Here is a 24,276-nt window from a genome sequence, read left to right as displayed (position 1 = left end):
CGGGTAAGGCGACACCGCCGCCCGGCATTTTATTGTGAACTTACTTGTGGTTGATGTGTTTCTGTTTGAGATTGGAAATTCCCTGACGGTAACGCTGTTCAAGGGATTCGCGGCTGGTGGCTGTCACGTCGAGATCGCGCAGCAGGCCATCATGAATACCATACGCCCAACCGTGGATCGTCACTTTCTGACCGCGTTTCCAGGCGGACTGCATAATGGTGGAGTGACCCAGGTTATATATCTGTTCCATGACGTTCAGCTCGCACAGGGTGTCCATACGACGCTCCTGAGGCATTTCACCCAGCAGGGAGCTATGCTTAAACCAAATATCACGGATGTGTAGCAGCCAGTTGTCGATCAACCCCAGTTCCGGGTTTTCAACAGCGGCCTGAACACCACCGCAACCGTAGTGACCACAAATAATAATATGTTCAACTTCTAACACATCAACGGCATACTGAACGACAGAGAGGCAGTTGAGGTCGGTGTGGATGACCAGGTTGGCCACATTACGGTGCACAAATAATTCGCCCGGTTCAAGCCCGGTTAAACGTTCTGCGGGAACGCGACTGTCGGAACATCCAATCCATAGAAAGCGCGGCTTCTGTGCTTGCGCCAGTTTCTCAAAAAATCCGGAATCCTCTTCCACCAGCATTTTTGACCATAGTGCATTGTTACTGATGAGTGTATCTATGTCTTTCATGGAGGTTAACGACCTGTAACCAAATAAACGCGTTGGGCTAATATAGGTCAACTCCGGGATTATTTAAACCACATATAAAGTGTAGGAACGTAAGGTAAGTAAAAATTTATGACCATTGCACTGGAACTTCAACAACTTAAAAAAACCTATCCTGGCGGCGTTCAGGCGTTGCGTGGGATAGATTTACAAGTCGAAGCGGGTGATTTTTATGCGCTTCTGGGGCCGAATGGGGCAGGAAAATCCACCACGATCGGCATTATCAGCTCGCTGGTAAACAAAACGTCTGGCCGCGTCAGCGTCTTTGGCTACGATCTGGCGAAAGATGTGGTCAATGCCAAACGTCAGCTGGGTTTAGTGCCGCAGGAATTTAACTTCAACCCGTTTGAAACCGTCCAGCAGATCGTGGTGAATCAGGCGGGTTACTATGGCGTCGAACGAAATGAAGCCATCATACGCAGCGAAAAGTACCTAAAGCAGCTCGATTTGTGGGAAAAACGTAACGAACGCGCGCGCATGTTGTCGGGGGGGATGAAGCGGCGCCTGATGATCGCACGTGCGCTTATGCATGAACCGAAACTGTTAATCCTTGATGAACCGACAGCGGGCGTCGATATCGAACTTCGCCGCTCAATGTGGGGTTTTTTGAAGGATTTAAACGACAAAGGCACCACGATCATTCTAACTACCCACTACCTGGAAGAAGCGGAAATGCTGTGCCGCAATATCGGGATTATTCAGCACGGAGAGCTGGTGGAAAACACCTCAATGAAAAACCTGCTCTCGAAGCTGAAATCAGAAACGTTCATTCTCGATCTGGCGGCAAAAAGCCCGCTACCGAAGCTCGAAGGTTATCAGTATCGCCTGGTGGATACCGCCACGCTGGAAGTAGAAGTGCTGCGCGAGCAGGGGATCAACAGCGTATTCAGCCAGCTCAGCGAGCAGGGGGTTCAGGTGTTGAGTATGCGCAATAAAGCGAACCGTCTGGAAGAGCTGTTTGTTTCACTGGTTCATGAAAAACAAGGAGATCGCGCATGATGCAGCTTTACTGGGTCGCGCTGAAAAGCATCTGGGCCAAAGAGATCCATCGCTTTATGCGCATCTGGGTACAAACGCTGGTTCCGCCCGTCATCACCATGACGCTCTACTTCATTATTTTTGGCAACTTGATCGGTTCGCGGATAGGTGAAATGCATGGTTTTAGCTACATGCAGTTTATCGTGCCGGGTCTTATCATGATGGCGGTGATTACCAACTCTTACGCCAACGTGGCGTCGTCGTTTTTTAGCGCCAAATTTCAGCGCAACATTGAAGAGTTGTTGGTTGCCCCGGTACCGACACATGTCATCATTGCCGGATTTGTCGGCGGCGGTGTGGCGCGCGGGCTGTGCGTCGGTGTGCTGGTGACGGCAATTTCGCTGTTCTTTGTGCCGTTTCAGGTTCATTCGTGGCTGTTTGTTGCGTTAACGCTGGCATTGACGTCGGTGCTGTTTTCGCTGGCCGGATTGTTGAATGCTGTGTTCGCAAAAACCTTTGATGATATCAGCCTGATCCCCACGTTTGTGCTGACGCCGCTGACCTATCTCGGCGGGGTATTTTACTCGTTGACGCTGCTGCCGCCGTTCTGGCAGGGGCTGTCGCATCTGAACCCGATCGTCTACATGATCAGTGGTTTCCGCTATGGTTTCCTCGGTATTCATGATGTTCCGTTAATCACTACGTTTGGCGTACTGGTGATTTTCACCGTCGCTTTCTACATGCTTTGCTGGTATTTGATCCAGCGTGGACGTGGGCTACGTAGCTGATTTCACATTCCTCTCCCGTTTTGGGAGGGGAATCCTTTGACGGTTGTCACCATTACCTATTGATTCCCCTGATAAACTACTTGCTTGCTAAGGAGGTAGGCAATGTTAGGTTGGGTCATTACCTGTCATGACGATCGTGCAGAGGAACTGCTGTATCGTCTGGAAAAGAAACACGGCCCGCAGGCGCAATGCCGCGCGGTGAATTTCTGGTGCGGATTAAGTGCAAATATGTTGAGCCGCATGCTGTGTGACGCGTTGCATCAAACGGACTCCGGCGAAGGCGTGATCTTTTTAACCGACGCGTCGGGTGCTGCGCCTTATCGCGTTGCGTCATTGTTGAGCCATAAACATTCTCAGTGCGAGGTTATTTCCGGCATCACTCTGCCATTGCTGGAAAAAATGCTGTCGTCGCGAGAGACATTGAGCAGCGTTGAGTTTCGCAATCACATCGTCGCGCGAGGCACATCAGAGGTGACGAGCCTCTGGCATCAGCAGCAAAAAAATCCTCCTTTTGTGTTGCTGCATGATTTGTATGAGCATTAGCCGTTGGTATTGAGAAGGGTTTTGTTACAATAGGCAGGGTGTTCACGTCCCGGCTATTTCTCATGATCAAACACGGTCTTTTTCTTCTGTTGCTGCTGGTTTCAGTGGGAGCTGACGCTGCGTTGCCTGCGCGTTATATGCAAACAACGGAAGATGCCGCTATCTGGGCGCAGATTGGCAACAACATGAAGAACGTGGGAACGCTTCGTGCCGGACAGATAATCTCTGTTGAACCCATTGCCGCAGAGTATTACGAATTCAAATTTGGCTTCGGCACCGGATTTATCGATAAAGGCCACCTGGAGCCAGTGCAGGGTCATCAGAAAGTGGAAGATGGTCTGGGCGATCTTAATAAACCCCTCAGCAACCAGAACTTAGTCACCTGGAAGGATACGCCCGTCTATAATGCGCCGGATGCAGGAAGCGCGCCTTTCGGCATACTCGCAGAAAACCTACGTTATCCCATTATCAGTAAGTTAAAAGGTCGACTCAACCAAACCTGGTACCAGGTACGGGTAGGTAACCGGCTTGCCTATGTCAGCGCGCTGGACGCGCAGGAAGATCACGGTATCCCCGTGCTCACCTACCACCATATTTTACGCGATGAAGAGAACACCCGTTTTCGCCATACCTCGACGACGACATCCGTGCGTGCTTTTAGTAACCAGATGACCTGGCTGCGGGACATGGGATATACCACGCTGACGATGTACCAACTGGAAGGGTATGTGCGCAATAAGATGAATCTGCCGGCGCGCGCGGTAGTCATTACCTTTGATGATGGACTGAAATCGGTCAGTCGCTATGCGTATCCGGTATTGAAGCAGTATGGCTTTAAGGCGATAGCCTTTATCATTTCATCCCGTATTAAGGGGCATCCGCAGAAATGGGACCCCAAATCACTGCAATTTATGAGTGTTTCTGAACTGCAGGAGATCAGAGATACCTTTGATTTCCAGTCGCATACGCACTTTTTGCACCGGGTAGACGGTAATCATCGGCCGATTCTGCTCAGCCGCAGCTATCACAACATTTTTATGGATTTTTCACGTTCACGCCGCGCGCTGGCGCAGTTTAACCCACACGTACTTTATCTCTCTTATCCGTTCGGCGGCTATAACGCCACGGCGGTAAAAGCGGCTAATGATGCGGGATTCCATATGGCGGTCACGACGGTGAAAGGGAAGGTAAAGCCGGGGGATAATCCGTTCTTACTGAAACGCCTGTATATCTTAAGAACGGATTCGCTGGAAACCATGTCACGGCTGATCAGCAATCAGCCGCAGGGGTAACTCTGCTCAGGCAACTTGTACCGGGATCGCCTTCGCCGTGCGTTTCATTTCGTTGTCGCCCTCAAAGTAGGCCACTTTTGGCTGCCAGCGACGCGCTTCTTCGTCGGACATGCTCACGAAACTGGCGATAATCACAATATCGCCCACGCTGGCGCAGTGTGCCGCCGCACCGTTTACAGAGATAATTTTAGAGCCGCGTTCAGCCGCAATAGCATAGGTTGAGAAACGTTTACCGTTGGTGACGTTCCAGATATCAATGGCTTCGTTCTCAAGAATGCCCGCCGCGTCGAGAAAATCCTGGTCAATAGCGCAAGAGCCTTCGTAATGCAGGTCCGCCTGAGTCACTTTCACGCGATGGAGTTTGCCCTGCAACATAGTGCGAATCATAACGTCTACCTTTCTACCATAACGATAACAAAGCTGATATTTCTAACAGCTTCAGGAAATTCCAGGCAGTATTGCCCGATTTTTAACCCCTGTCTACTGGGTTAATGCAACGCTCTGATTGTCGATCAGACGCGCCTGACCTAACCATGCAGCAACGAGGATGACCGCACGTTTGCTGGTATCTGTGAGTTCCAGCAGGGTGTCGGCATCACGGATCTGAATATCATCAGCGCGGAAGCCTTTTTCGTTCAACTCTTGCTCGGCAATGGCGATCATCTCTTCACAATCCCGATCTCCGGCCAGTAATTTCCCGGCAATGCCATTCATGACTTTGTGTAAGCCCGGCGCAATTTTACGTTGTTCAGCCGTCAGGTAGCCGTTACGGGAGCTCAGAGCCAGACCGTCTTTGGCGCGGATGATGGGAACGCCCACGATTTCAATGTCGTAACCCATATCGGCAACCATTTTGCGGATCAGCGCCAGTTGCTGAAAATCTTTCTCGCCAAAGCAGGCAACGTCTGGCTGCACCAGGTTGAACAGCTTGCTGACGATAGTAGAAACGCCGCGGAAATGGCCTGGGCGACTGGCGCCTTCCAGCATGGTGGAGAGTCCCGGTACGTCAACGTAGGTCTGGCCTTCAGTACCGTGCGGATAAATTTGGTCAGGCGCGGGAGCAAATACCAGATCGACTTTGCGCTTGTTCAGCTTTTCGCAGTCTTCCTGCAGCGTACGGGGATAACGCACCAGGTCGTCCGGACGGTCAAACTGCATCGGGTTAACGAAAATACTGACCACCACGACGTCAGCGTGCGTTTTGGCTTCATCAACCAGTTTCATATGGCCATCATGCAAGTTGCCCATGGTAGGCACCAGTGCAACACGTTTGCCCTCCTGACGCAGACGACGGATATGCTGGCGTAGCAGCGGCAGGGTTTCAATAATTAACACAACAGGACTCCTTTAGTGGCCTGATTATCCGTAGGCCTGATAAGTGCAGCGCCAGAAGGCATCTCTGCACAAATGCCGGACGGCGACACGACGCGTCTTATCCGGCCTACACGATCCAAACGTAGCTTAATGGAAACTGTGTTCTTCGCCCGGATAGACACCGGACTCCACTTCGGCAATATACTGCCGCACGGCGGCGCGGATGTCGCCCGCTTCTGCCAGGAAATTTTTAGCAAATTTTGGAATATGCCCGCCGGTGATACCAAACGCGTCATGCATCACGAGGATCTGCCCGTCGGTGACATTGCCCGCGCCAATGCCGATCACCGGAATGGAGAGCGCTTCCGTTATCCGCTTCGCCAGCTCAACCGGAACGCACTCCAGCACCAGCAACTGTGCGCCTGCCGCTTCCAGTGCCAGCGCGTCATCGAACAGCACCTGACCGGCATCGCCGCGCCCCTGAATTTTATAGCCACCGAAGATATTGACTGATTGTGGCGTTAAACCCAGATGTCCGCAAACCGGCACCGCGCGTTCTGTCAGCATTTTTACGGTATCCACCAGCCACGCACCGCCCTCGATTTTGACCATGTTCGCGCCCGCGCGCATGACCACCGCCGCATTCTCAAACGCCTGTTCTGGCGTGGCGTAAGCCATAAATGGCAGGTCAGCCAGCAGCAGGCTGTTTGGCGCGCCGCGACGTACGGCGCGGGTGTGATAGGCAATGTCCTCGACGGTCACCGGCAGGGTGGAGTCGTGACCTTGTACCGTCATGCCAAGCGAGTCGCCCACCAACATCACGTTCAGCCCTTCATCGGCAAACAATTTGGCGAAGCTGTAGTCGTAAGCAGTAATGGTGGCGAAGCGTTTTTTGTCTTGTTTGTGTTTCTGCAGTAACGAGATGGTGGTCGGTTTCATAACATTTCCGGATCATAAAAGTATCATTATCCGGCATTCTAACAGTCGCAGTCAGGGGGGCAATTATTTTAAGGAAATGATTAACGCGTCCGCAGAACATGTTAAGCGGAAAGCCAAAATTACCAGTAAGCAGGTTTTTCTGCTGCAAGAAGGGTGAGTTGTTGGCGCAATGTGATGCTATCTGGAAATACCAACTCAGGCGCGATTTCAAACAGTGGCCACAGCATAAAGCCGCGGTTTTTCATGTCATAGTGGGGAATGGTCAGACGTTCAGTGTTAATCACTTGATCGCCGAACAGCATGATATCGAGGTCCAGCGTGCGTGGTCCCCAGCGCTCTGCTTTACGGACACGTCCCTGCTGTAACTCAATACATTGGGTATGGTTCAGCAGCGCTTCCGGCAGCAGCGTCGTTTCCAGCGCCACGGCGGCGTTCAGATAATCGGGCTGATCCTGCGGTCCCAGCGGCGGGGTGCGGTAAAACGAGGAGAGCGCGACAATCCGGCTTTCCGGGATTTCTCCCAGCGCCTGAATTGCCGCATTGACCTGCTCCAGCGGAGAGGCCAGATTACTGCCAATTGCGATATACGCAAGGGTCATGCACTGCCCTCACGACGCGGAGCGCGTTTGCGTGGGCGACGATGACGTCGACGGGCGGCCGGCTCTTCATCCAGTTCGTTCAACATGCCTTTTTGCTCAGGCGGCGCAGAGACCTGGAACTCACCCCACCACTGTACCAGACGTTGCAGTTCCGTGTTGTTTTCTACTTCGGCGCGCAAAGCCAGTAAATCGTAAGCCGCACGGAACTTAGGATGTTCCATCAGCTTCCAGGCACGTTTACCCTGGCGACGTGACATACGCAACTGGAGCTGCCAGATATCACGCGTGAGGGACGTCAGACGTTTCGGGATTGCCAGCGAGCGGCACGCTTCGTCCAGCACATCATTCATGGCGAGCGCAAACGCGTCGTAATAAGCCAGACCGCTTTCCTGTGCAATTTTCTGCGCCATCTCGAGCAACGGATACCAGAACATGGCGGCGAACAGGAATGCCGGGTTGACGCGCATATCATTGTGGATACGGGTGTCGGTGTTCTTCAGTACCTGCGCGATGATGCGTTCCATTGGGCTATCGCCGTTTTCGGTGAAATAGCGCGTAATGGTCGGGAACAGCGGCTGGAACAGGCTGTACTCGCACAGTTTTTTATAGGTTTCAAAACCATAACCCGCCTGCAGAAGTTTCAGCGATTCTTCAAACAGACGTGCAGGAGGAATATCGTTGAGCAGTGTTGCCAGGCGTGGAATAGGCTCTGCGGTTTCCGGACTGATGCGCATGTCGAGTTTGGCCGCAAAACGGACAGCACGTAACATACGTACGGGATCTTCGCGGTAACGCGTTTCCGGATTACCGATCAGACGGATCACGCCGTCTTCCAGATCCTTCATGCCGCCGACATAATCACGCACGGTAAAATCAGCCACGCTGTAATAGAGGCTGTTGATCGTGAAATCGCGACGTTGTGCATCTTCTTCAATCGAGCCGAAGATGTTGTCACGCAGCAGCATGCCGTTTTGTCCGCGCTGAGACGTGGTGCGGTCAGTGTCGCCGCTTTCATGATGACCACGGAAGGTGGCGACTTCGATGATTTCCGGGCCAAACATAACGTGGGCCAGACGGAATCGGCGACCAACCAGACGACAGTTGCGAAACAGTTTACGTACCTGATCAGGCGTGGCGTTAGTCGTGACGTCGAAATCTTTCGGCTTTTTGCCGAGCAGAAGATCGCGCACACCGCCGCCGACCAGCCAGGCTTCGTAACCCGCCTTATTGAGCCTGTACATTACCTTCAGGGCATTTTCACTGATATCTTTGCGGGAAATTCCGTGCTGTTCACGCGGGATTACCGTCATATGTGGACGGGCGACGACCTGTTCAGCCTCGCTCTCTTCGCGACTTAGCACTTTGCGGCAAAAATTAGCGACTCGGGTAAAAATAGTGCACCTCGGTAGTGTCAAACTTCAATCAGGACAAAAAAATAGCGGCTAATCATAGCTCAGCATGACGCGTTTGAGAACGCTGAATTTACAATAGACGATGCAGGCACTGTCGCAAGCGTCCAGTTCTTCACCGCATTTTGCAGCAATTCTTCCACTTTCATCTCCTGCCATTCTAACGTGACGTTCTGACCCAGGAAGCGTAACGCATCAATGAGTACCGGGCGCGGATCGCCTTGCGGTAGCGCAGGTGCATGATTCTGCTTGGAGAGTTTAGCGCCTTGTTCGTTGAGCGCCAGCGGAAGATGAATATAGTCAGGTGCTTGCCAGCCGAATTGCTGGTACAACGAAATTTGTCGAACGGTGGGTTCGATTAAGTCCGCGCCGCGCACGATTTCAGTAATGCCCTGAAAATGATCGTCAACCACCACCGCGAGGTTATAGGCAAACAGGCCGTCGCGGCGATGAATAATAAAATCTTCTTGCGCCAGATGACGGTCCGCCTGGATATCCCCGCGCAGCACATCATAAAACTGGGTAACGGGATGCTGCTGTTTAATACGCACGGCAGCATGTTCTGGTCCATGGGCCAGGGTGCGGCAATGGCCGTCGTAAATCCCGCCAAGGCTTTGGATTCTGGCGCGCGAGCATGTGCAGTTGTAGCTCAGACCTTGTTCAAAGAGCCAGGCCAGCGCTTCCCGGTAAGCATCGTGGCGCTGAGATTGCCATAGTATGTCGCCGTCCCAGTGCAGACCGTAATGTTCCAGCTGACGCAGGATGGTTTCTGCGGCACCGGGAACTTCACGAGGAGGGTCAATGTCCTCAATGCGCACTCGCCAGATGCCGCCCTGCGCACGCGCCCGTAGGTAGCTACCCAACGCAGCGATCAACGAACCAAAGTGTAGCTCGCCGGAAGGGGAAGGGGCGAAGCGGCCAATATAGTGTGACTCTGTCATGGATTAAGAAACATAAAAAAATAAGGCGGGAGTGACTCCCGCCTGGATTGAAGGTGGTAAAAATGGCCGGGATTAACCCGCCATTTGTTTTTCGCGAATCTCAGCCAGCGTTTTGCAGTCGATGCACAGATCGGCTGTCGGACGCGCTTCCAGACGACGAATACCAATTTCTACACCGCAGGATTCGCAGTAGCCGAAATCTTCGTCTTCTACTTTCTTCAGCGTTTTCTCGATCTTTTTGATCAATTTGCGTTCACGATCGCGGTTACGCAGTTCAAGACTGAACTCTTCTTCCTGTGCGGCACGGTCCACCGGATCAGGGAAGTTCGCTGCTTCGTCCTGCATATGAGTTACAGTGCGATCGACTTCATCCCTAAGTTGATTACGCCATGCTTCCAGAATACGTCTGAAGTGCGACAGCTGGGCTTCGTTCATATACTCTTCGCCCGGCTTCTCCTGGTACGGCTCCACCCCAGCGATGGCGAGAATACTCAGGGACGATGTTTTACGGTTTTGCCCTTCTTGCATGTTGCTTCTCCTTAACACGCACTATCGATCCCCATGTTCGGGGGAAAAATCAGGTCGCTATAAATAGCAGATGCTTTTCCGGATAGCAATTATCTATACCTAACACTTGACAACCCTGTGAGGAAAAGCGTATTTGCGCACGCGGCCAGAATACTAATTAACCAGTTGTTTTTACCACTACAATGTAATGGGCAACGGTTCATTAAGAGTCATGCCTTCGGCAGAAAGTTCCGCTTTATAAACCAGAATTTCTACCCCCTTTTGTTGTGCTTCAATCAGGAGTCGCGCATATTTTGCATCGATATGCCGCGCGGGTGAAAACCGTGTAATGGCTGTGTGCAGCACCGCAAATAACACCACCGCGCGATGGCCAGCAGCCGCTACGCTCATCAGTTCCCGAAGATGTTTCTGACCGCGTTCAGTAACGGCATCGGGAAAATAACCCTGCTCTTCTTCCGCCAACGTAACCGATTTTACTTCAATATAGCAGTCGGGTCGGGAATCTGCCTGTAACATAAAATCAATACGGCTACGTTCGACGCCGTATTTTACTTCGCTTTTCAAGACACTGTAGCCTGACAATTCCGGCAGGTGGTTATTTTCTATTGCCTCTTTCGTTAATCTGTTTGCCCACAGTGTATTAACGCAAATGAATGCCCCGGACTGAGTTTCAGTTAATTCCCAGGTATGAGGATATTTTCGTTTCGTATTTTCTGACGCCGAATACCAAACGGTATCGCCTGCTGTCGCACAGCCGGTCATTGCCCCTGTATTAGGGCAATGCAGCGTTAATTCGGTGCCGTCTGGCGTGATCACATCGGCTAAAAAACGCTTATAGCGCTGAATCAGCGTCGCGCGCTGTAAAGGGGGAGAGAATTTCATCTGAGTTCCTTGGTTATTCGGCAAGCGTCCAGCGTTGCAGAGCGGTGTATCGCGTACGTCCCCGCTCGAATGAAGAGGCATAAAGGGAAAATTCTGTCACCGGAAACGACCAGCAGAAACCTGGCGGTGGAATCGCTACGGCATGGCTGGCGTCGCGCAGCAGGGTGATATGCGGATGAAAAGGTTGAGGACTCTGATAACAGCCGCTACGCGCAGCCTGCGCCCGCAGCATGTTGGCCAGTTGCAGAAGTCCCCGCGGCGGCTGGCGCATCCCCAGCCAGACGACGCGCGAACGTAGCCACTGGCCCGCGTCATCCAGTTTGAGCGTAAACCCCGGTTGACGAATGCGTCCGGCAAGTTGTGACAGCGCCTGTTGTTTTTCCGGGCTGACGTCGCCCAGGAAGGCCAGCGTCAGATGCAGATTTACGCTGGCCACCGGACGACCATCCTCAGGGGCAAAATGGGCGGCGCGCCAGGTGATAATTTGCTCACGAACAGGGCCGGGCAATTCAATCGCAAAGAACAGCCGTTTTGGCTCAGTCATGATGGGTACTCGGTTATGAATTAACGCGATGCTACAATGCAGCGCGAAGAAAGTTAACCCTCTGGAGTCATTTGTGACGTCGTTGCCTGTAGCCGCCGTACTGCCTGAACTGCTCACTGCCCTTGATAGCGCCCCCCAGGTCTTACTGAGCGCGCCGACCGGCGCCGGGAAATCAACCTGGCTACCGCTGCAGTTCCTGACGCATAAAGGCATCCAGGGGCGGATTATCCTGCTGGAACCACGCCGTCTGGCGGCGCGCAATGTGGCGCAGCGACTGGCGGAACTCCTGAACGAAAAAACCGGTGAAACGGTAGGCTACCGGATGCGGGCACAAAGCTGCGTGGGGCCACAGACGCGGCTTGAAGTGGTCACCGAAGGCGTGTTGACACGAATGATCCAACGCGACCCGGAGCTTAACGGCATCGGGATGGTGATCCTCGATGAATTTCACGAGCGCAGTGTGCAGGCTGACCTGGCGCTGGCGTTGCTGTTGGACGTACAGCAGGGGCTGCGCGACGATTTAAAACTGCTGATCATGTCCGCGACGCTGGATAACGACCGCTTACAACAACTGCTGCCGGATGCGCCGGTGGTGGTCTCCGAAGGGCGCGCCTTTCCTGTCGAACGTCGATACCAGCCACTGGCGGCTCAACTGCGTTTTGATGAGGCTGTGGCCATTGCCACGGCGGATTTATTGCGCAGCGAGTCGGGGTCGTTGCTGCTGTTTTTACCCGGCGTAGGGGAGATCCAACGCGTGCAGGAACACCTGACTTCGCGCGTGGGGAGCGATGTTCTGCTGTGCCCGCTCTACGGAGCATTGTCGTTGGATGACCAGCGGAAAGCCATTTTGCCAGCGCCAGCCGGTATGCGCAAAGTGGTACTGGCAACCAATATTGCCGAAACCAGTTTAACGATCGAAGGGATCCGCCTGGTGGTGGACAGCGCGCAGGAGCGGGTGGCGCGTTTTGACCCACGAACGGGGCTGACGCGCCTGATAACCCAGCGCGTCAGCCAGGCCTCCATGACGCAGCGGGCGGGACGAGCGGGGCGACTGGAACCGGGAATCTGTCTTCATCTTCTGCCTAAAGATCAAGCAGAGAGAGCGGCGGTGCAAAGCGAGCCGGAGATTTTGCAAAGCGATCTGTCGGGCGTACTGATGGAGCTGTTGCAGTGGGGATGTCACGATCCCGCCCAGCTCACCTGGTTAGATCTTCCGCCCGCGAACCATCTGCTGGCGGCTAAGCGGCTGTTACAGATGCTGAACGCGCTCGAGGGCGATCGCCTGAGCGCAACCGGTCAAAAAATGGCGGCACTTGGCAACGATCCCCGACTGGCGGCGATGCTGGTGAGCGCCAGCAACAGCAGTGAAGCCGCAACGGCGGCGAAGCTCGCGGCGATACTTGAAGAGCCGCCGCGGGGAGGGAGCAGCGATTTAAGCGTCGCGTTTTCACGTCATCATCCTGGCTGGCAACAGCGAAGTCAGCAACTTCTGAAACGCCTCAACGTGCGCGCCTCGGAACCGGACAGTCGTCTGATTGCTCCGTTGCTTGCCCACGCATTTGCCGATCGCATTGCGCGTCGGCGCGGGCTGGACGGACGCTACCAACTGGCGAACGGGATGGGGGCAAAACTGGATGCCGATGACGCGCTGGGTCGCCATGAGTGGCTGATTGCGCCGCTCTTGTTGCAAGGAAGCGCCTCGCCGGATGCGCGTATTTTGCTGGCGCTGCCGCTGGAGATCGACGCGCTGATCCAGACGTGTCCTGCACTCTTGCAGCAATCCGATACGGTTGAGTGGGATGATGCGCAAGGCACGCTGAAGGCGCTACGACGGTTGCGTATCGGGCAACTGACGGTAAAAGTTCAGCCGCTTGCCAAACCTTCTGAAGACGAACTGCATCAGGCGATGCTGAATGGCATTCGCGATAAAGGCTTAAGTGTGCTCAACTGGACGCCGGAAGCAGAGCAGCTACGGCTGCGTTTGCACTGCGCGGCAAAATGGCTGCCGGAGTACGCGTGGCCTGCCGTGGATGAGGCCTCTTTGCTGGCTAGCCTGGAATCCTGGTTACTGCCGCAGATGACCGGTGTGCATTCACTGCGTGGGCTGAAGGCCGTGAATGTGGGTCTGGCGTTACGCAGTTTGCTGGACTGGTCTATGCTGCAACGTCTGGATAGTGAACTGCCCGCGCATTACACTGTGCCGACGGGAAGCCGGATAGCCATTCGCTATCATGACGATAATCCGCCTGCGCTGGCCGTCAGAATGCAGGAGATGTTTGGGGAAGCGCAAACACCTACTATTGCTCAGGGGCGCGTTCCGCTGGTGCTGGAGTTATTATCACCGGCGCAGCGACCGCTGCAAATCACGCGGGATTTAAGCGCGTTCTGGCAGGGCGCCTACCGTGAGGTGCAAAAGGAGATGAAAGGACGCTATCCCAAACATGTGTGGCCGGACGATCCGGCGAATACCGCGCCGACGCGGCGCACCAAAAAGTATTCGTAGTATTTGTAGACCGGATGCCATCCGGCACAAGAGCGGCAAAAATTGAGAGATTTCTTCTTCTGTCCTCTGGCGGAAGAACAGAGAATCAGGCCTTTGCGCCTGAACGTAGCGGAGAAAAAGCATGGCGGGGAATGACCGCGAGCCAATCGGGCGTAAAGGGAAACCGACGCGTCCGGTGAAACAAAAGGTGAGCCGTCGTCGACTCAGAGATGAAGAGTATGACGACGATTATGATGATGACTATGAGGATGAAGAACCGATGCCGCGTAAGGGTAAAGGCAAAGGCGGTAAGCCTCGTGGTAAGCGCGGCTGGGTCTGGCTGCTGCTAAAACTGTCGATTGTGTTTGTGGTGCTGATTGCCATTTACGGCGTCTATCTGGATCAAAAAATCCGTAGCCGTATTGATGGCAAAGTCTGGCAATTGCCCGCGGCAGTCTATGGCCGCATGGTAAACCTTGAGCCAGAAATGCCGGTCAGCAAAAACGAAATGGTGAAGTTGCTGGAAGCGACGCAATATCGTCAGGTGTCGAAAATGACGCGCCCTGGCGAGTTCACCGTACAGGCGAACAGCATTGAGATGATTCGTCGTCCGTTTGACTTCCCGGATAGCAAAGAAGGGCAGGTACGGGCGCGTTTGACGTTTGATGGCGATCATCTCGACACCATCGAGAACATGGACAACAACCGCCAGTTCGGTTTCTTCCGTCTCGATCCGCGCCTGATCACCATGCTCTCTTCACCGAACGGCGAACAGCGTCTGTTTGTACCGCGTAACGGTTTCCCGGATCTGCTGGTGGATACGCTGTTGGCGACCGAAGACCGCCACTTCTATGAGCATGATGGCGTCAGCCTGTACTCCATCGGACGCGCGGTGCTGGCGAACCTGACCGCCGGACGTACGGTGCAAGGGGCGAGTACGCTGACTCAGCAGCTGGTAAAAAACCTCTTCCTCTCCAGCGAACGTTCCTACTGGCGTAAAGCCAACGAAGCCTATATGGCGCTGCTGATGGATGCGCGTTACAGCAAGGACCGCATTCTCGAACTGTACATGAACGAAGTGTACCTCGGTCAGAGCGGCGACAATGAAATTCGCGGCTTCCCGCTGGCGAGTTTGTACTATTTTGGTCGTCCGGTTGAGGAACTGAGTCTTGATCAGCAGGCCTTGCTGGTGGGGATGGTGAAAGGGGCGTCCATCTATAACCCGTGGCGTAACCCGAAACTGGCGCTGGAGCGTCGTAACCTGGTGTTACGTCTGCTGCAACAGCAGCAGGTCATTGACCAGGAACTTTACGAAATGCTGAGCGCGCGTCCGTTGGGCGTGCAGCCGCGCGGCGGGGTGATCTCCCCGCAACCGGCGTTCATGCAGATGGTGCGCCAGGAGTTGCAGGCGAAGCTGGGCGACAAGGTTAAAGACCTCTCCGGGGTGAAGATCTTCACGACGTTTGACTCTGTGGCGCAGGATGCCGCTGAGAAAGCCGCCGTTGAAGGGATTCCGGTACTGAAGAAACAGCGCAAACTCAGCGATCTGGAAACGGCCATCGTGGTGGTTGACCGCTTCAGTGGCGAAGTGCGTGCGATGGTCGGCGGGGCTGAACCACAGTTTGCCGGTTATAACCGTGCAATGCAGGCGCGTCGTTCCATTGGCTCGCTGGCGAAACCGGCGACCTACCTGACCGCGCTCAGTCAGCCGAAACTGTATCGTCTCAATACCTGGATTGCCGATGCGCCGATTGCTCTGCGTCAGCCAAACGGCCAGGTCTGGTCGCCGCAGAACGATGACCGTCGCTACAGCGAGAGCGGTAAAGTGATGCTGGTGGATGCCCTGACGCGTTCAATGAACGTGCCGACGGTAAATCTGGGGATGGCGCTGGGACTGCCTGCCGTCACCGATACCTGGCTGAAGCTGGGCGCGCCGAAAGATCAGCTTAATCCGGTGCCAGCGATGCTGCTCGGGGCGTTGAACCTGACGCCAATCGAAGTCGCGCAAGCATTCCAGACGATCGCCAGCGGCGGCAACCGTGCGCCGTTGTCGGCGTTACGTTCGGTGATTGCTGAAGATGGCTCGGTGCTCTATCAGAGCTTCCCGCAGGCGGAACGCGCGGTTCCGGCACAGGCGGCCTATATGACGTTGTGGACCATGCAGCAGGTTATACAGCGTGGTACCGGACGTCAGCTGGGCGCGAAATATCCGGGACTGCATCTGGCAGGTAAAACCGGGACCACCAACAATAACGTGGATACCTGGTTTGCCGGTATTGACGGTAGCCAGGTCACGATTACCTGGGTGGGCCGTGATAATAACCAGCCAACCAAACTGTACGGCGCTAGCGGTGCGATGTCGATTTATCAGCGTTACCTGGCCAACCAGACGCCAACTCCGCTGGTGCTAACACCACCGGAAGACATTGTGGACATGGGCGTGGATTACGACGGCAACTTTGTGTGCGGCGGCGGAATGCGTACGCTCCCGGTCTGGACTACCGATCCGGATGCGCTGTGCCAGCAGGGCGAGATGATGCAACAACCGCAAACGGGCAATCCGTTTGATCAGTCCTCTCAACCGCAGCAGCAACAACAGCAACCGCCACAGCAGGAGAAGCAAGACGGTGACGGCGTCGCAGGCTGGATAAAGGATATGTTTGGCAGTAACTGATGCCCTCAAAACCCGCTTCGGCGGGTTTTCTTTTGCCGTACGGCAAGGCGATTTCACCTGATTTATTAACCCCTTCTTTTCATCTGGTTATTTCTTAACCCCTCAGTTTTCTTAGGGTCGCGTATCGCTTGCGATCTCGCCAGTATTTCGAATATTATGCTGCGGCATAATAATAATTCTCGTTCACGTTATCATTCACTTTTCATCAGAGATATACCAATGGCGCGTTTCAAAACTGCTCAGCCAACCTACTCGCTGCGTAAAATCGCAGTCGTAGTAGCCACAGCGGTTAGCGGCATGTCTGTCTATGCACAGGCAGCGGTTCAACCGAAAGAAGAAACCATTACTGTTACTGCCGCACCTGCTCCGCAAGAAAGCGCATGGGGGCCCGCAGCCACCATCGCAGCACGACAGTCCGCTACGGCGACCAAAACGGATACCCCGATTGAAAAGACGCCTCAGTCTATTTCCGTGGTGACCGCCGAAGAGATGGCGCTGCATCAGCCTAAATCTGTAAAAGAGGCGCTCAGCTACACGCCTGGCGTTGCCGTGGGCACCCGTGGCGCGTCCAACACCTATGATTACCTGATTATCCGCGGTTTCGCCGCCGATGGCCAAAGCCAGAATAACTATCTGAATGGCCTGAAGATGCAGGGTAACTTCTACAACGATGCGGTGATCGACCCCTATATGCTGGAGCGCGCTGAAGTGATGCGCGGTCCGGTTTCCGTTCTGTACGGAAAGAGCAACCCGGGCGGCTTACTGAACATGGTCAGCAAGCGTCCAACCACGGAGCCCCTGAAAGAAGTTCAGTTCAAAATGGGCACCGACAACCTGTTCCAGACCGGGTTTGACTTCAGCGATGCGCTGGATGACGATGGCGTTTACTCCTATCGTTTAACCGGCCTGGCGCGTTCCGCCGATGCGCAGCAGCAGGGCGCGGAAGAGCAGCGCTATACCATCGCGCCGTCTTTCTCCTGGCGTCCGGATGACAAAACCAACTTCACCTTCCTCTCTTACTTCCAGAACGAGCCGGAGACCGGTTACTACGGTTGGTTGCCAAAAGAGGGGACCGTGTCTGAATTGCCGAACGGTAAGCGTCTGCCTACCGATTTCAACGAAGGTGCTGACAACAATACCTACTCTCGTAACGAGAAAATGGTGGGCTACAGCTTCGATCACGAATTTAACGACACCTTTACCGTGCGTCAGAACCTGCGCTTTGCGGAAAATAAAACCTCGCAAAACAGTGTCTACGGCTATGGCGTCTGCACCGACCCGGCGAACGCGGGCAGCAAACAATGTGCGGCGCTTGCTCCGGAAGACAAAGGCCACTACCTCGCGCGTAAGTACGTTGTTGATGATGAAAAATTACAGAACTTCGCTGTGGATACCCAGTTGCAGAGTAACTTTGCGACCGGCGACGTCGACCATGTCCTGCTGACTGGCGTTGACTTTATGCGTATGCGTAATGACATCAACTCCTGGTTTGGTTATGACGACTCGGTTCCGCTGCTGGATCTGAACAATCCAGTGAACGGCGATTTCGATTTTAATTCGAAAGATCCGGCCACCTCTGGTCCTTATCAGGTGCTGAACAAGCAGAAACAGACGGGTTTGTATATTCAGGATCAGGCTCAGTGGGATAAAGTTCTGGTAACATTGGGCGGTCGTTATGACTGGGCCGATCAGGAGTCGTTTAACCGCGTTTCCGGCACGACCTCAGAGCGTGATGACAACCAGTTCACCTGGCGTGGCGGTGTAAACTACCTGTTCGATAACGGTGTGACACCTTACTTCAGCTATAGCGAATCGTTTGAACCGTCTTCACAGACTGATGCGCAAGGTAATCTGTTTGCCCCTTCAAAAGGCAAACAGTACGAAGTCGGCGTGAAGTATGTACCGAAAGATCGCCCGATCGTGATTACCGGTGCCCTGTATCAACTGACGAAAACCAACAACCTGATGGCGGATCCGTCGGGTTCATTCTTCTCGGTTGACGGTGGCGAGATTCGTGCGCGTGGCGTTGAGATCGAAGCGAAAGCGGCGCTGTCAGCGAGTGTTAACATCGTCGGTTCATACACTTATACCGATGTTGAATACACGACGGACACCAAATACAAAGGCAACACGCCTGCACAGGTGCCGGAACATATGGCGTCACTGTGGGGGGATTACACCTTTTATGATGGCGCATTGTCTGGTCTGACGCTGGGTACCGGGGGACGTTTTAGCAGCTCAAGCTATGGTGACCCGGCAAACTCCTTTAAAGTGGGGAGTTATGCAGTTATGGATGCGTTAGTACGCTACGACCTGGCTCGCGTGGGTATGGCGGGTTCCAACGTGGCGCTCCACGTCAACAACCTGCTTGATCGTGAATACGTCGCCAGCTGCTTCAACACGTATGGTTGCTTCTGGGGCGCGGAACGTCAGGTTGTTGCAACCGCAACCTTCCGTTTCTAATTTCTCTTAGGGCACGGTTTTCCGTGCCCGCTATACAAGTTGGCCGCTATGCAGGAAAACACAACCCATTCCGACACGACGTTTGCGTTGCGCAAAGTCTCCTTTCGCGTGCCTGGACGCACGCTGCTGCATCCTCTCTCTCTGACCTTTCCTGTCGGCAAAGTGACCGGACTTATCGGGCATAACGGCTCAGGTAAATCCACCCTGCTGAAAATGCTGGGGCGACATCAGCCGCCTTCGGAAGGCGAGATTTTGTTGGACGGTCAGCCGCTGGAAAACTGGAGCAGCAAAGCGTTTGCGCGCAAAGTCGCTTACCTGCCGCAGCAGTTGCCGCAGGCTGAAGGGATGACGGTGCGTGAACTTGTCGCGATTGGGCGTTATCCGTGGCATGGCGCATTGGGGCGTTTTGGCGTGGCCGACAGAGAGAAAGTGGAAGAAGCGATTGCGCTGGTCGGCTTAAAACCGTTAGCGCATCGGCTGGTGGATAGTCTTTCCGGTGGCGAACGTCAGCGGGCATGGATAGCGATGCTGGTGGCGCAGGATAGCCGCTGCCTGTTGCTTGATGAACCCACCTCGGCGCTGGATATTGCGCATCAGGTTGATGTGCTGGCGTTGGTACACCGTTTAAGCCAGCAGCGCGGCCTGACCGTGATTGCTGTGCTTCATGATATCAACATGGCTGCGCGCTACTGCGACTATCTGGTCGCGCTGCGTGGCGGTGAAATGATTGCGCAGGGAACGCCCGCCGAACTGATGCGTGGTGAAACGCTGGAACAGATTTACGGCATCCCGATGGGGATTTTACCGCACCCTGCGGGCGCCGCACCTGTGAGTTTTGTTTATTAATGAGTGGTTTATATCCTCTTTCTCGCCGTCGCTTATTAACCGCGATGGCGCTTTCTCCGTTGCTCTGGAAAATGGGGCAGGCGCGCGCCGCCTCAGTCGACTTGCAGCGTATCGTGGCGCTGGAATGGCTGCCAGTAGAGCTTCTGCTGGCGCTGGGTATTACGCCTTACGGCGTGGCGGATATTCCTAACTACCGTTTGTGGGTTAACGAACCGCCGTTGCCGGATTCCGTTATTGACGTGGGTCTGCGTACGGAGCCTAATCTGGAACTGCTGACCGAAATGAACCCCTCATTTATGGTCTGGTCGGCAGGATACGGCCCTTCACCTGAGAAGCTGGCACGTATTGCGCCAGGGCGTGGGTTTAACTTCAGTGACGGCAAAAATCCCTTAGCAGTGGCGCGCCAGTCGCTCACGGAGATGGCGCAACTTCTCAATGTAGAACCCGTAGCCCAACGCCATCTGGCGGAGTTCGACAGCTTTATTGAAAGCCAGAAAACTCGCTTTACGCAGCGCGGGGAGAGACCGTTGCTGATCACGAGCCTGTTGGATTCGCGTCATATGCTGATCTTCGGGCCGAATTGCCTCTTTCAACCGGTGCTGGACGAGTATGGCATTCGTAATGCCTGGCAGGGTGAAACCAATTTTTGGGGAAGCACCGTGGTGGGGATTGATCGTCTGGCAGCCTATAAAGAGGCTGATGTTATCTGCTTTGATCACGGTAATCACCGTGAGATGGACGCATTGATCGCCACACCGCTGTGGCAGGCTATGCCGTTTGTGCGTGCCGGGCGTTTTCAGCAGGTGCCCGCCGTCTGGTTCTATGGTGCAACGCTTTCCACTATGAGCTTTGTTCGTATTCTGGATAATGCGCTGGGAGGCAAGTCGTGAGTAAACGTATTGCGCTGTTTCCAGCATCATTTCTGGCGGTGCTGCTGATTGTCGCCGCCGGACTAACCTGGACTAATTTCTCGATCGCACTGCCGCGTAGCCAGTGGCTGCAGGCGGTGTGGTCACCCGATATTGATGTGGTTGAGCAGATGTTGTTCCACTACAGCTTGCTGCCGCGTTTGGCGATCTCTTTGCTGGTGGGCGCCGGGCTGGGTCTGGTGGGCGTACTCTTTCAGCAGGTACTGCGTAACCCGCTGGCGGAGCCGACGACGTTGGGTGTGGCAACCGGTGCGCAACTGGGGATCACCGTCACCACCCTGTGGGCGCTCCCCGGCGCATTGACAACGCAATTCGCCGCGCTGGCGGGCGCCTGTGTCGTCGGTGCCGTGGTGTTTGGCGTCGCATGGGGTAAACGTCTGTCTCCGGTGACATTAATTCTCGCCGGGCTGGTCGTCAGCTTGTACTGCGGCGCAATCAATCAACTGATGGTCCTTTTCCATCATGATCAACTGCAAAGTATGTTTCTCTGGAGTTCCGGGACGCTGACGCAAACGGACTGGGGCGGCGTGCAGCGTCTGTGGCCGCAGTTGTTGGGCGGGGTGATGCTCACTTTGCTGCTGTTACGCCCCATGACCCTGATGGGGTTAGACGACGGCGTGGCGCGCAATCTGGGACTGGCCTTGTCGCTGGCGCGACTGGCAGTACTGTCACTGGCGATTGTGATCAGTGCGCTACTGGTGAACGCGGTGGGGATTATCGGCTTTATCGGTCTGTTTGCGCCGCTGCTCGCGAAAATGCTCGGTGCGCGGCGTCTGCTGGCGCGTCTGATGCTGGCGCCGCTGATTGGGGCGCTGATCCTCTGGCTTTCCGATCAAATTATTCTCTGGCTGACGCGGGTGTGGATGGAAGTCTCCACCGGGTCGGCAACCGCGTTGATTGGCGCGCCGCTGCTTCTGTGGCTACTTCCGCGCCTGCGCAGTATGAGCATGCCGGCGATGAATGCGAATGACAGGATTGCAGCCGAACGACAGCATGTGCTGGGTTTTGCGCTGGCAGGCGGCGTGGTGCTGCTGGCGGTGGTGATTGTGGCGCTCTCACTGGGACGTGATGTGCACGGTTGGACGTGGGCCAGCGGCGTAATGCTGGATGAGTTAATGCCCTGGCGCTGGCCACGTATTCTGGCCGCTATGATTGCCGGTGTGATGCTGGCGGTCGCCGGGTGCATTATTCAACGCCTGACCGGAAACCCGATGGCGAGCCCGGAAGTGTTGGGGGTAAGCTCCGGTGCGGCGTTTGGCGTGGTATTAATGCTGTTTCTGGTTCCGGGAAACGCGTTCGGCTGGTTACTGCCTGCCGGGAGTCTTGGCGCGGCAGTGACGTTGCTGATCATTATGATCGCCGCGGGGCGCGGAGGGTTCTCTCCACACCGTATGTTACTGGCGGGGATGGCGCTCAGTACGGCATTCACCATGCTATTGATGATGCTGCAGGCAAGCGGCGATCCGCGAATGGCGGAAGTGTTAACCTGGATCTCGGGTTCGACCTATAACGCCTCGGGTGAGCAAGTGCTGCATACCGGGATCGTGATGGTGATTTTGCTGGCGATTGCGCCGCTGTGCCGTCGTTGGCTGACCATCTTACCATTAGGCGGCGATACCGCACGGGCTGTGGGGATGGCGCTGACGCCTTCGCGCATTGGCTTGTTGATGTTGGCCGCGTGTCTGACGGCGACGGCGACGATGACTATTGGCCCGCTGAGCTTTGTCGGACTGATGGCACCGCACATTGCGCGGATGTTAGGTTTTCGCCGGACGATGCCGCATATGATGATGTCGGCGCTGGCGGGGGGCGTGCTGTTAGTCTTCGCTGACTGGTGCGGCAGGATGGTACTGTTCCCGTATCAGATCCCGGCGGGATTGTTGTCGACGTTTATTGGCGCGCCGTACTTTATCTATCTGTTGAGAAAGCAGAGCCGATAATCATGCGACACGCTTAAATGTTGTATCTGTAGGCCGGGTAAGGCGTCAGCCGCCACCCGGCATTTTATTGCCAGATGGCGCTGACGCTTATCAGGCCTACGATTTTGCAGCGAAACTTACAGCTTCGCGAACACCCGACGTGCTGCGTCGATGGTGTTATTGATATCGTCCACGCTGTGCGCCACGGACATAAAGCCCGCTTCAAACGCTGACGGCGCCAGATAAACGCCTTCATCCAGCATCAGATGGAAGAAACGCTTAAAGCGTTCCACATCACATGCCATCACATCCTGGTAGCAGGTCACGGATTCGGCATCGGTGAAGAATATCCCGAACATACCGCCAACATGGTTCATCACCAGCGGAATTCCCGCCTCCTGTGCTGCCTCCAGCAAACCTTCTGACAGTTGCGTGGTCAGCTCATTCAGCGTTTCATGGATCCCCGGTTGGGCGACTTCGGTCAGACAGGCAAAACCGGCTGCCATCGCGATAGGGTTACCGGAAAGCGTTCCCGCCTGGTAAACCGGACCGGTCGGGGCCAGCGCATCCATCACGTCGCGGCGACCGCCGAAAGCGCCGACAGGCATACCGCCGCCGATGATTTTGCCCAGGCACGTCAGGTCTGGCGTCACGCCGTAGTAATCCTGTGCGCCAGCCAGCGCGACGCGGAAACCGGTCATCACTTCGTCGATAATCAGCAGTGCACCAAATTCGTCGCACAACGCGCGCAGGCCAGGCAGGAATTCCGGCAGCGGCGGGATGCAGTTCATGTTACCTGCGACGGGCTCAACGATGATGCAGGCAATCTCCTGCGGATACTGTTCGAATGCCGCGCGAACCGAGTCCAGATCGTTGTAAGTACAGGTCAGGGTATGTTTAGCGAAATCTGCCGGTACGCCCGGTGAGTTCGGCTGACCCAGCGTCAGTGCGCCGGAACCGGCTTTGACCAGCAGGCAGTCGGCGTGACCGTGGTAGCAGCCTTCAAATTTGATGATCTTGTCGCGACCCGTAAAGCCGCGTGCCAGGCGGATGGCGCTCATGGTGGCTTCGGTACCTGAGTTCACCATACGCACCATGTCCATGGTTGGCACCAGATTGGTGACCAGCTCCGCCATTTTCACTTCCATCTCGGTAGGGGCACCGAAACTCAGACCCCGTTGGGCAGCTTCAATCACCGCGTTACGGATAGCCGGATGGTTGTGACCCAGCACCATCGGTCCCCAGGAACCGACGTAATCGATGTAGGCTTTGCCATCGACATCATACAGATACGCGCCGTCTGCTTTTTCGATAAACAGCGGAGTTCCCCCCACGCCAGTAAAGGCGCGAACAGGGGAGTTAACGCCGCCGGGGATAAGCTCGCGTGCTGCGCTGTAGAGGTTTTCAGACTTACTCATGGATGGGTTCCTGGTTCGTAGAAAAAGTGAATGCCCGCTATTCTAAGTA

The 24,276-nt window shown here is 54.9% G+C and carries 21 protein-coding genes; 10 read left to right on the top strand and 11 right to left on the bottom strand.

The features are described 5' to 3' along the window. Positions 1–40 precede the first annotated feature (40 nt). Positions 41–703 carry a carbonate dehydratase gene (gene can, locus AC07UY_RS08805; RefSeq protein ID WP_203358899.1) on the bottom strand — a complete coding sequence of 221 codons (663 nt, stop codon included), beginning with the start codon at positions 701–703 and terminating at the stop codon, positions 41–43. Between the two features lie 108 nt (positions 704–811). On the opposite strand from can, the gene AC07UY_RS08800 reads away from it, so the two are divergent. The 4 genes from AC07UY_RS08800 to AC07UY_RS08785 all read left to right on the top strand — a co-directional run bounded on the left by AC07UY_RS08800 (position 812) and on the right by AC07UY_RS08785 (position 4,340). Continuing rightward, complete coding sequence (locus tag AC07UY_RS08800) at positions 812–1,738, top strand: ABC transporter ATP-binding protein (RefSeq protein WP_203358898.1); 927 nt, start codon at positions 812–814, stop codon at positions 1,736–1,738. Further along, entirely contained in the window at positions 1,735–2,505 is a 771-nt protein-coding gene (locus tag AC07UY_RS08795) for an ABC transporter permease (protein WP_203358897.1), read from the top strand. Before AC07UY_RS08800 ends, AC07UY_RS08795 begins: the two co-directional genes overlap by 4 nt. Before the next feature lie 102 nt (positions 2,506–2,607). Continuing rightward, on the top strand, positions 2,608–3,048 hold the full coding sequence (locus AC07UY_RS08790; RefSeq protein WP_494701097.1) for a PTS sugar transporter subunit IIA: 441 nt from the start codon (positions 2,608–2,610) through the stop codon (positions 3,046–3,048). A gap of 62 nt (positions 3,049–3,110) precedes the next feature. Beyond that, the gene (locus AC07UY_RS08785) at positions 3,111–4,340 is read left to right on the top strand and encodes a polysaccharide deacetylase family protein (RefSeq protein ID WP_494701098.1); all 1,230 of its coding nucleotides are present in this window, start codon (positions 3,111–3,113) and stop codon (positions 4,338–4,340) included. A 6-nt stretch (positions 4,341–4,346) separates the two neighbouring features. Here AC07UY_RS08785 and panD read toward each other — a convergent pair whose 3' ends face one another. The 9 genes from panD to thpR all read right to left on the bottom strand — a co-directional run bounded on the left by panD (position 4,347) and on the right by thpR (position 11,496). After that, positions 4,347–4,727, bottom strand: coding sequence for an aspartate 1-decarboxylase (panD, locus tag AC07UY_RS08780; RefSeq protein WP_203358894.1), 381 nt, complete (start codon positions 4,725–4,727; stop codon positions 4,347–4,349). Between the two features lie 93 nt (positions 4,728–4,820). After that, positions 4,821–5,675, bottom strand: a complete 855-nt coding sequence (panC, locus tag AC07UY_RS08775) for a pantoate--beta-alanine ligase (protein WP_192611119.1) — start codon at positions 5,673–5,675, stop codon at positions 4,821–4,823. Between the two features lie 126 nt (positions 5,676–5,801). After that, positions 5,802–6,593 (bottom strand): 3-methyl-2-oxobutanoate hydroxymethyltransferase, encoded by a 792-nt coding sequence (panB, locus tag AC07UY_RS08770; protein WP_494660070.1) that lies wholly within the window; start codon positions 6,591–6,593, stop codon positions 5,802–5,804. A 119-nt stretch (positions 6,594–6,712) separates the two neighbouring features. Next, positions 6,713–7,192 carry a 2-amino-4-hydroxy-6-hydroxymethyldihydropteridine diphosphokinase gene (folK, locus tag AC07UY_RS08765; protein WP_494701099.1) on the bottom strand — a complete coding sequence of 160 codons (480 nt, stop codon included), beginning with the start codon at positions 7,190–7,192 and terminating at the stop codon, positions 6,713–6,715. Continuing rightward, positions 7,189–8,586 carry a polynucleotide adenylyltransferase PcnB gene (pcnB, locus tag AC07UY_RS08760; protein WP_238929257.1) on the bottom strand — a complete coding sequence of 466 codons (1,398 nt, stop codon included), beginning with the start codon at positions 8,584–8,586 and terminating at the stop codon, positions 7,189–7,191. The genes folK and pcnB overlap by 4 nt, the downstream gene beginning before the upstream one ends. A gap of 59 nt (positions 8,587–8,645) precedes the next feature. Then, positions 8,646–9,542 (bottom strand): tRNA glutamyl-Q(34) synthetase GluQRS, encoded by an 897-nt coding sequence (gluQRS, locus tag AC07UY_RS08755; protein WP_494660072.1) that lies wholly within the window; start codon positions 9,540–9,542, stop codon positions 8,646–8,648. 72 nt (positions 9,543–9,614) lie between these two features. Further along, a complete protein-coding gene (gene dksA, locus AC07UY_RS08750) occupies positions 9,615–10,070 on the bottom strand; it encodes an RNA polymerase-binding protein DksA (RefSeq protein ID WP_003829221.1) in 456 nt (151 codons plus the stop codon). Positions 10,071–10,247: 177 nt separating this feature from the next. Further along, complete coding sequence (gene sfsA, locus AC07UY_RS08745) at positions 10,248–10,952, bottom strand: DNA/RNA nuclease SfsA (protein WP_494701100.1); 705 nt, start codon at positions 10,950–10,952, stop codon at positions 10,248–10,250. Positions 10,953–10,965: 13 nt separating this feature from the next. Beyond that, positions 10,966–11,496, bottom strand: coding sequence for an RNA 2',3'-cyclic phosphodiesterase (thpR, locus tag AC07UY_RS08740; RefSeq protein WP_494701101.1), 531 nt, complete (start codon positions 11,494–11,496; stop codon positions 10,966–10,968). Between the two features lie 73 nt (positions 11,497–11,569). Between thpR and hrpB the strand changes: the two genes are divergently transcribed. From hrpB to fhuB, 6 genes are all read left to right on the top strand, one after another. After that, a complete protein-coding gene (gene hrpB, locus AC07UY_RS08735; protein ID WP_494701102.1) occupies positions 11,570–13,999 on the top strand; it encodes an ATP-dependent helicase HrpB in 2,430 nt (809 codons plus the stop codon). Positions 14,000–14,120: 121 nt separating this feature from the next. Then, complete coding sequence (mrcB, locus tag AC07UY_RS08730) at positions 14,121–16,652, top strand: bifunctional glycosyl transferase/transpeptidase (protein ID WP_494701103.1); 2,532 nt, start codon at positions 14,121–14,123, stop codon at positions 16,650–16,652. Between the two features lie 219 nt (positions 16,653–16,871). Then, positions 16,872–19,115: a ferrichrome porin FhuA gene (gene fhuA / locus AC07UY_RS08725; RefSeq protein ID WP_203358884.1), complete on the top strand. Its 2,244-nt coding sequence runs from the start codon at positions 16,872–16,874 to the stop codon at positions 19,113–19,115. A gap of 48 nt (positions 19,116–19,163) precedes the next feature. Beyond that, the gene (gene fhuC, locus AC07UY_RS08720) at positions 19,164–19,961 is read left to right on the top strand and encodes a Fe3+-hydroxamate ABC transporter ATP-binding protein FhuC (RefSeq protein ID WP_192611128.1); all 798 of its coding nucleotides are present in this window, start codon (positions 19,164–19,166) and stop codon (positions 19,959–19,961) included. Beyond that, a complete protein-coding gene (gene fhuD / locus AC07UY_RS08715) occupies positions 19,961–20,851 on the top strand; it encodes a Fe(3+)-hydroxamate ABC transporter substrate-binding protein FhuD (protein ID WP_494660077.1) in 891 nt (296 codons plus the stop codon). The genes fhuC and fhuD overlap by 1 nt, the downstream gene beginning before the upstream one ends. Further along, on the top strand, positions 20,848–22,830 hold the full coding sequence (gene fhuB / locus AC07UY_RS08710) for a Fe(3+)-hydroxamate ABC transporter permease FhuB (protein WP_494701104.1): 1,983 nt from the start codon (positions 20,848–20,850) through the stop codon (positions 22,828–22,830). Before fhuD ends, fhuB begins: the two co-directional genes overlap by 4 nt. Before the next feature lie 116 nt (positions 22,831–22,946). Here fhuB and hemL read toward each other — a convergent pair whose 3' ends face one another. Further along, entirely contained in the window at positions 22,947–24,227 is a 1,281-nt protein-coding gene (gene hemL / locus AC07UY_RS08705; RefSeq protein ID WP_192611131.1) for a glutamate-1-semialdehyde 2,1-aminomutase, read from the bottom strand. Positions 24,228–24,276: the final 49 nt, after the last annotated feature.

This window comes from Citrobacter sp. GW821-FHT02E08, assembly GCF_059421685.1.
Note: the sequence above shows the minus strand (reverse complement) of the source record. Positions and strands in the feature narration are given on the sequence as shown.

Coding starts and splice junctions, on each gene's coding strand:
- can (WP_203358899.1), bottom strand. CDS start 703: ATGAAAGACATAGATACACTCATCAGTAACAATGCACTATGGTCAAAA.
- AC07UY_RS08800 (WP_203358898.1), top strand. CDS start 812: ATGACCATTGCACTGGAACTTCAACAACTTAAAAAAACCTATCCTGGC.
- AC07UY_RS08795 (WP_203358897.1), top strand. CDS start 1,735: ATGATGCAGCTTTACTGGGTCGCGCTGAAAAGCATCTGGGCCAAAGAG.
- AC07UY_RS08790 (WP_494701097.1), top strand. CDS start 2,608: ATGTTAGGTTGGGTCATTACCTGTCATGACGATCGTGCAGAGGAACTG.
- AC07UY_RS08785 (WP_494701098.1), top strand. CDS start 3,111: ATGATCAAACACGGTCTTTTTCTTCTGTTGCTGCTGGTTTCAGTGGGA.
- panD (WP_203358894.1), bottom strand. CDS start 4,727: ATGATTCGCACTATGTTGCAGGGCAAACTCCATCGCGTGAAAGTGACT.
- panB (WP_494660070.1), bottom strand. CDS start 6,593: ATGAAACCGACCACCATCTCGTTACTGCAGAAACACAAACAAGACAAA.
- folK (WP_494701099.1), bottom strand. CDS start 7,192: ATGACCCTTGCGTATATCGCAATTGGCAGTAATCTGGCCTCTCCGCTG.
- gluQRS (WP_494660072.1), bottom strand. CDS start 9,542: ATGACAGAGTCACACTATATTGGCCGCTTCGCCCCTTCCCCTTCCGGC.
- dksA (WP_003829221.1), bottom strand. CDS start 10,070: ATGCAAGAAGGGCAAAACCGTAAAACATCGTCCCTGAGTATTCTCGCC.
- sfsA (WP_494701100.1), bottom strand. CDS start 10,952: ATGAAATTCTCTCCCCCTTTACAGCGCGCGACGCTGATTCAGCGCTAT.
- thpR (WP_494701101.1), bottom strand. CDS start 11,496: ATGACTGAGCCAAAACGGCTGTTCTTTGCGATTGAATTGCCCGGCCCT.
- mrcB (WP_494701103.1), top strand. CDS start 14,121: ATGGCGGGGAATGACCGCGAGCCAATCGGGCGTAAAGGGAAACCGACG.
- fhuA (WP_203358884.1), top strand. CDS start 16,872: ATGGCGCGTTTCAAAACTGCTCAGCCAACCTACTCGCTGCGTAAAATC.
- fhuC (WP_192611128.1), top strand. CDS start 19,164: ATGCAGGAAAACACAACCCATTCCGACACGACGTTTGCGTTGCGCAAA.
- fhuD (WP_494660077.1), top strand. CDS start 19,961: ATGAGTGGTTTATATCCTCTTTCTCGCCGTCGCTTATTAACCGCGATG.
- hemL (WP_192611131.1), bottom strand. CDS start 24,227: ATGAGTAAGTCTGAAAACCTCTACAGCGCAGCACGCGAGCTTATCCCC.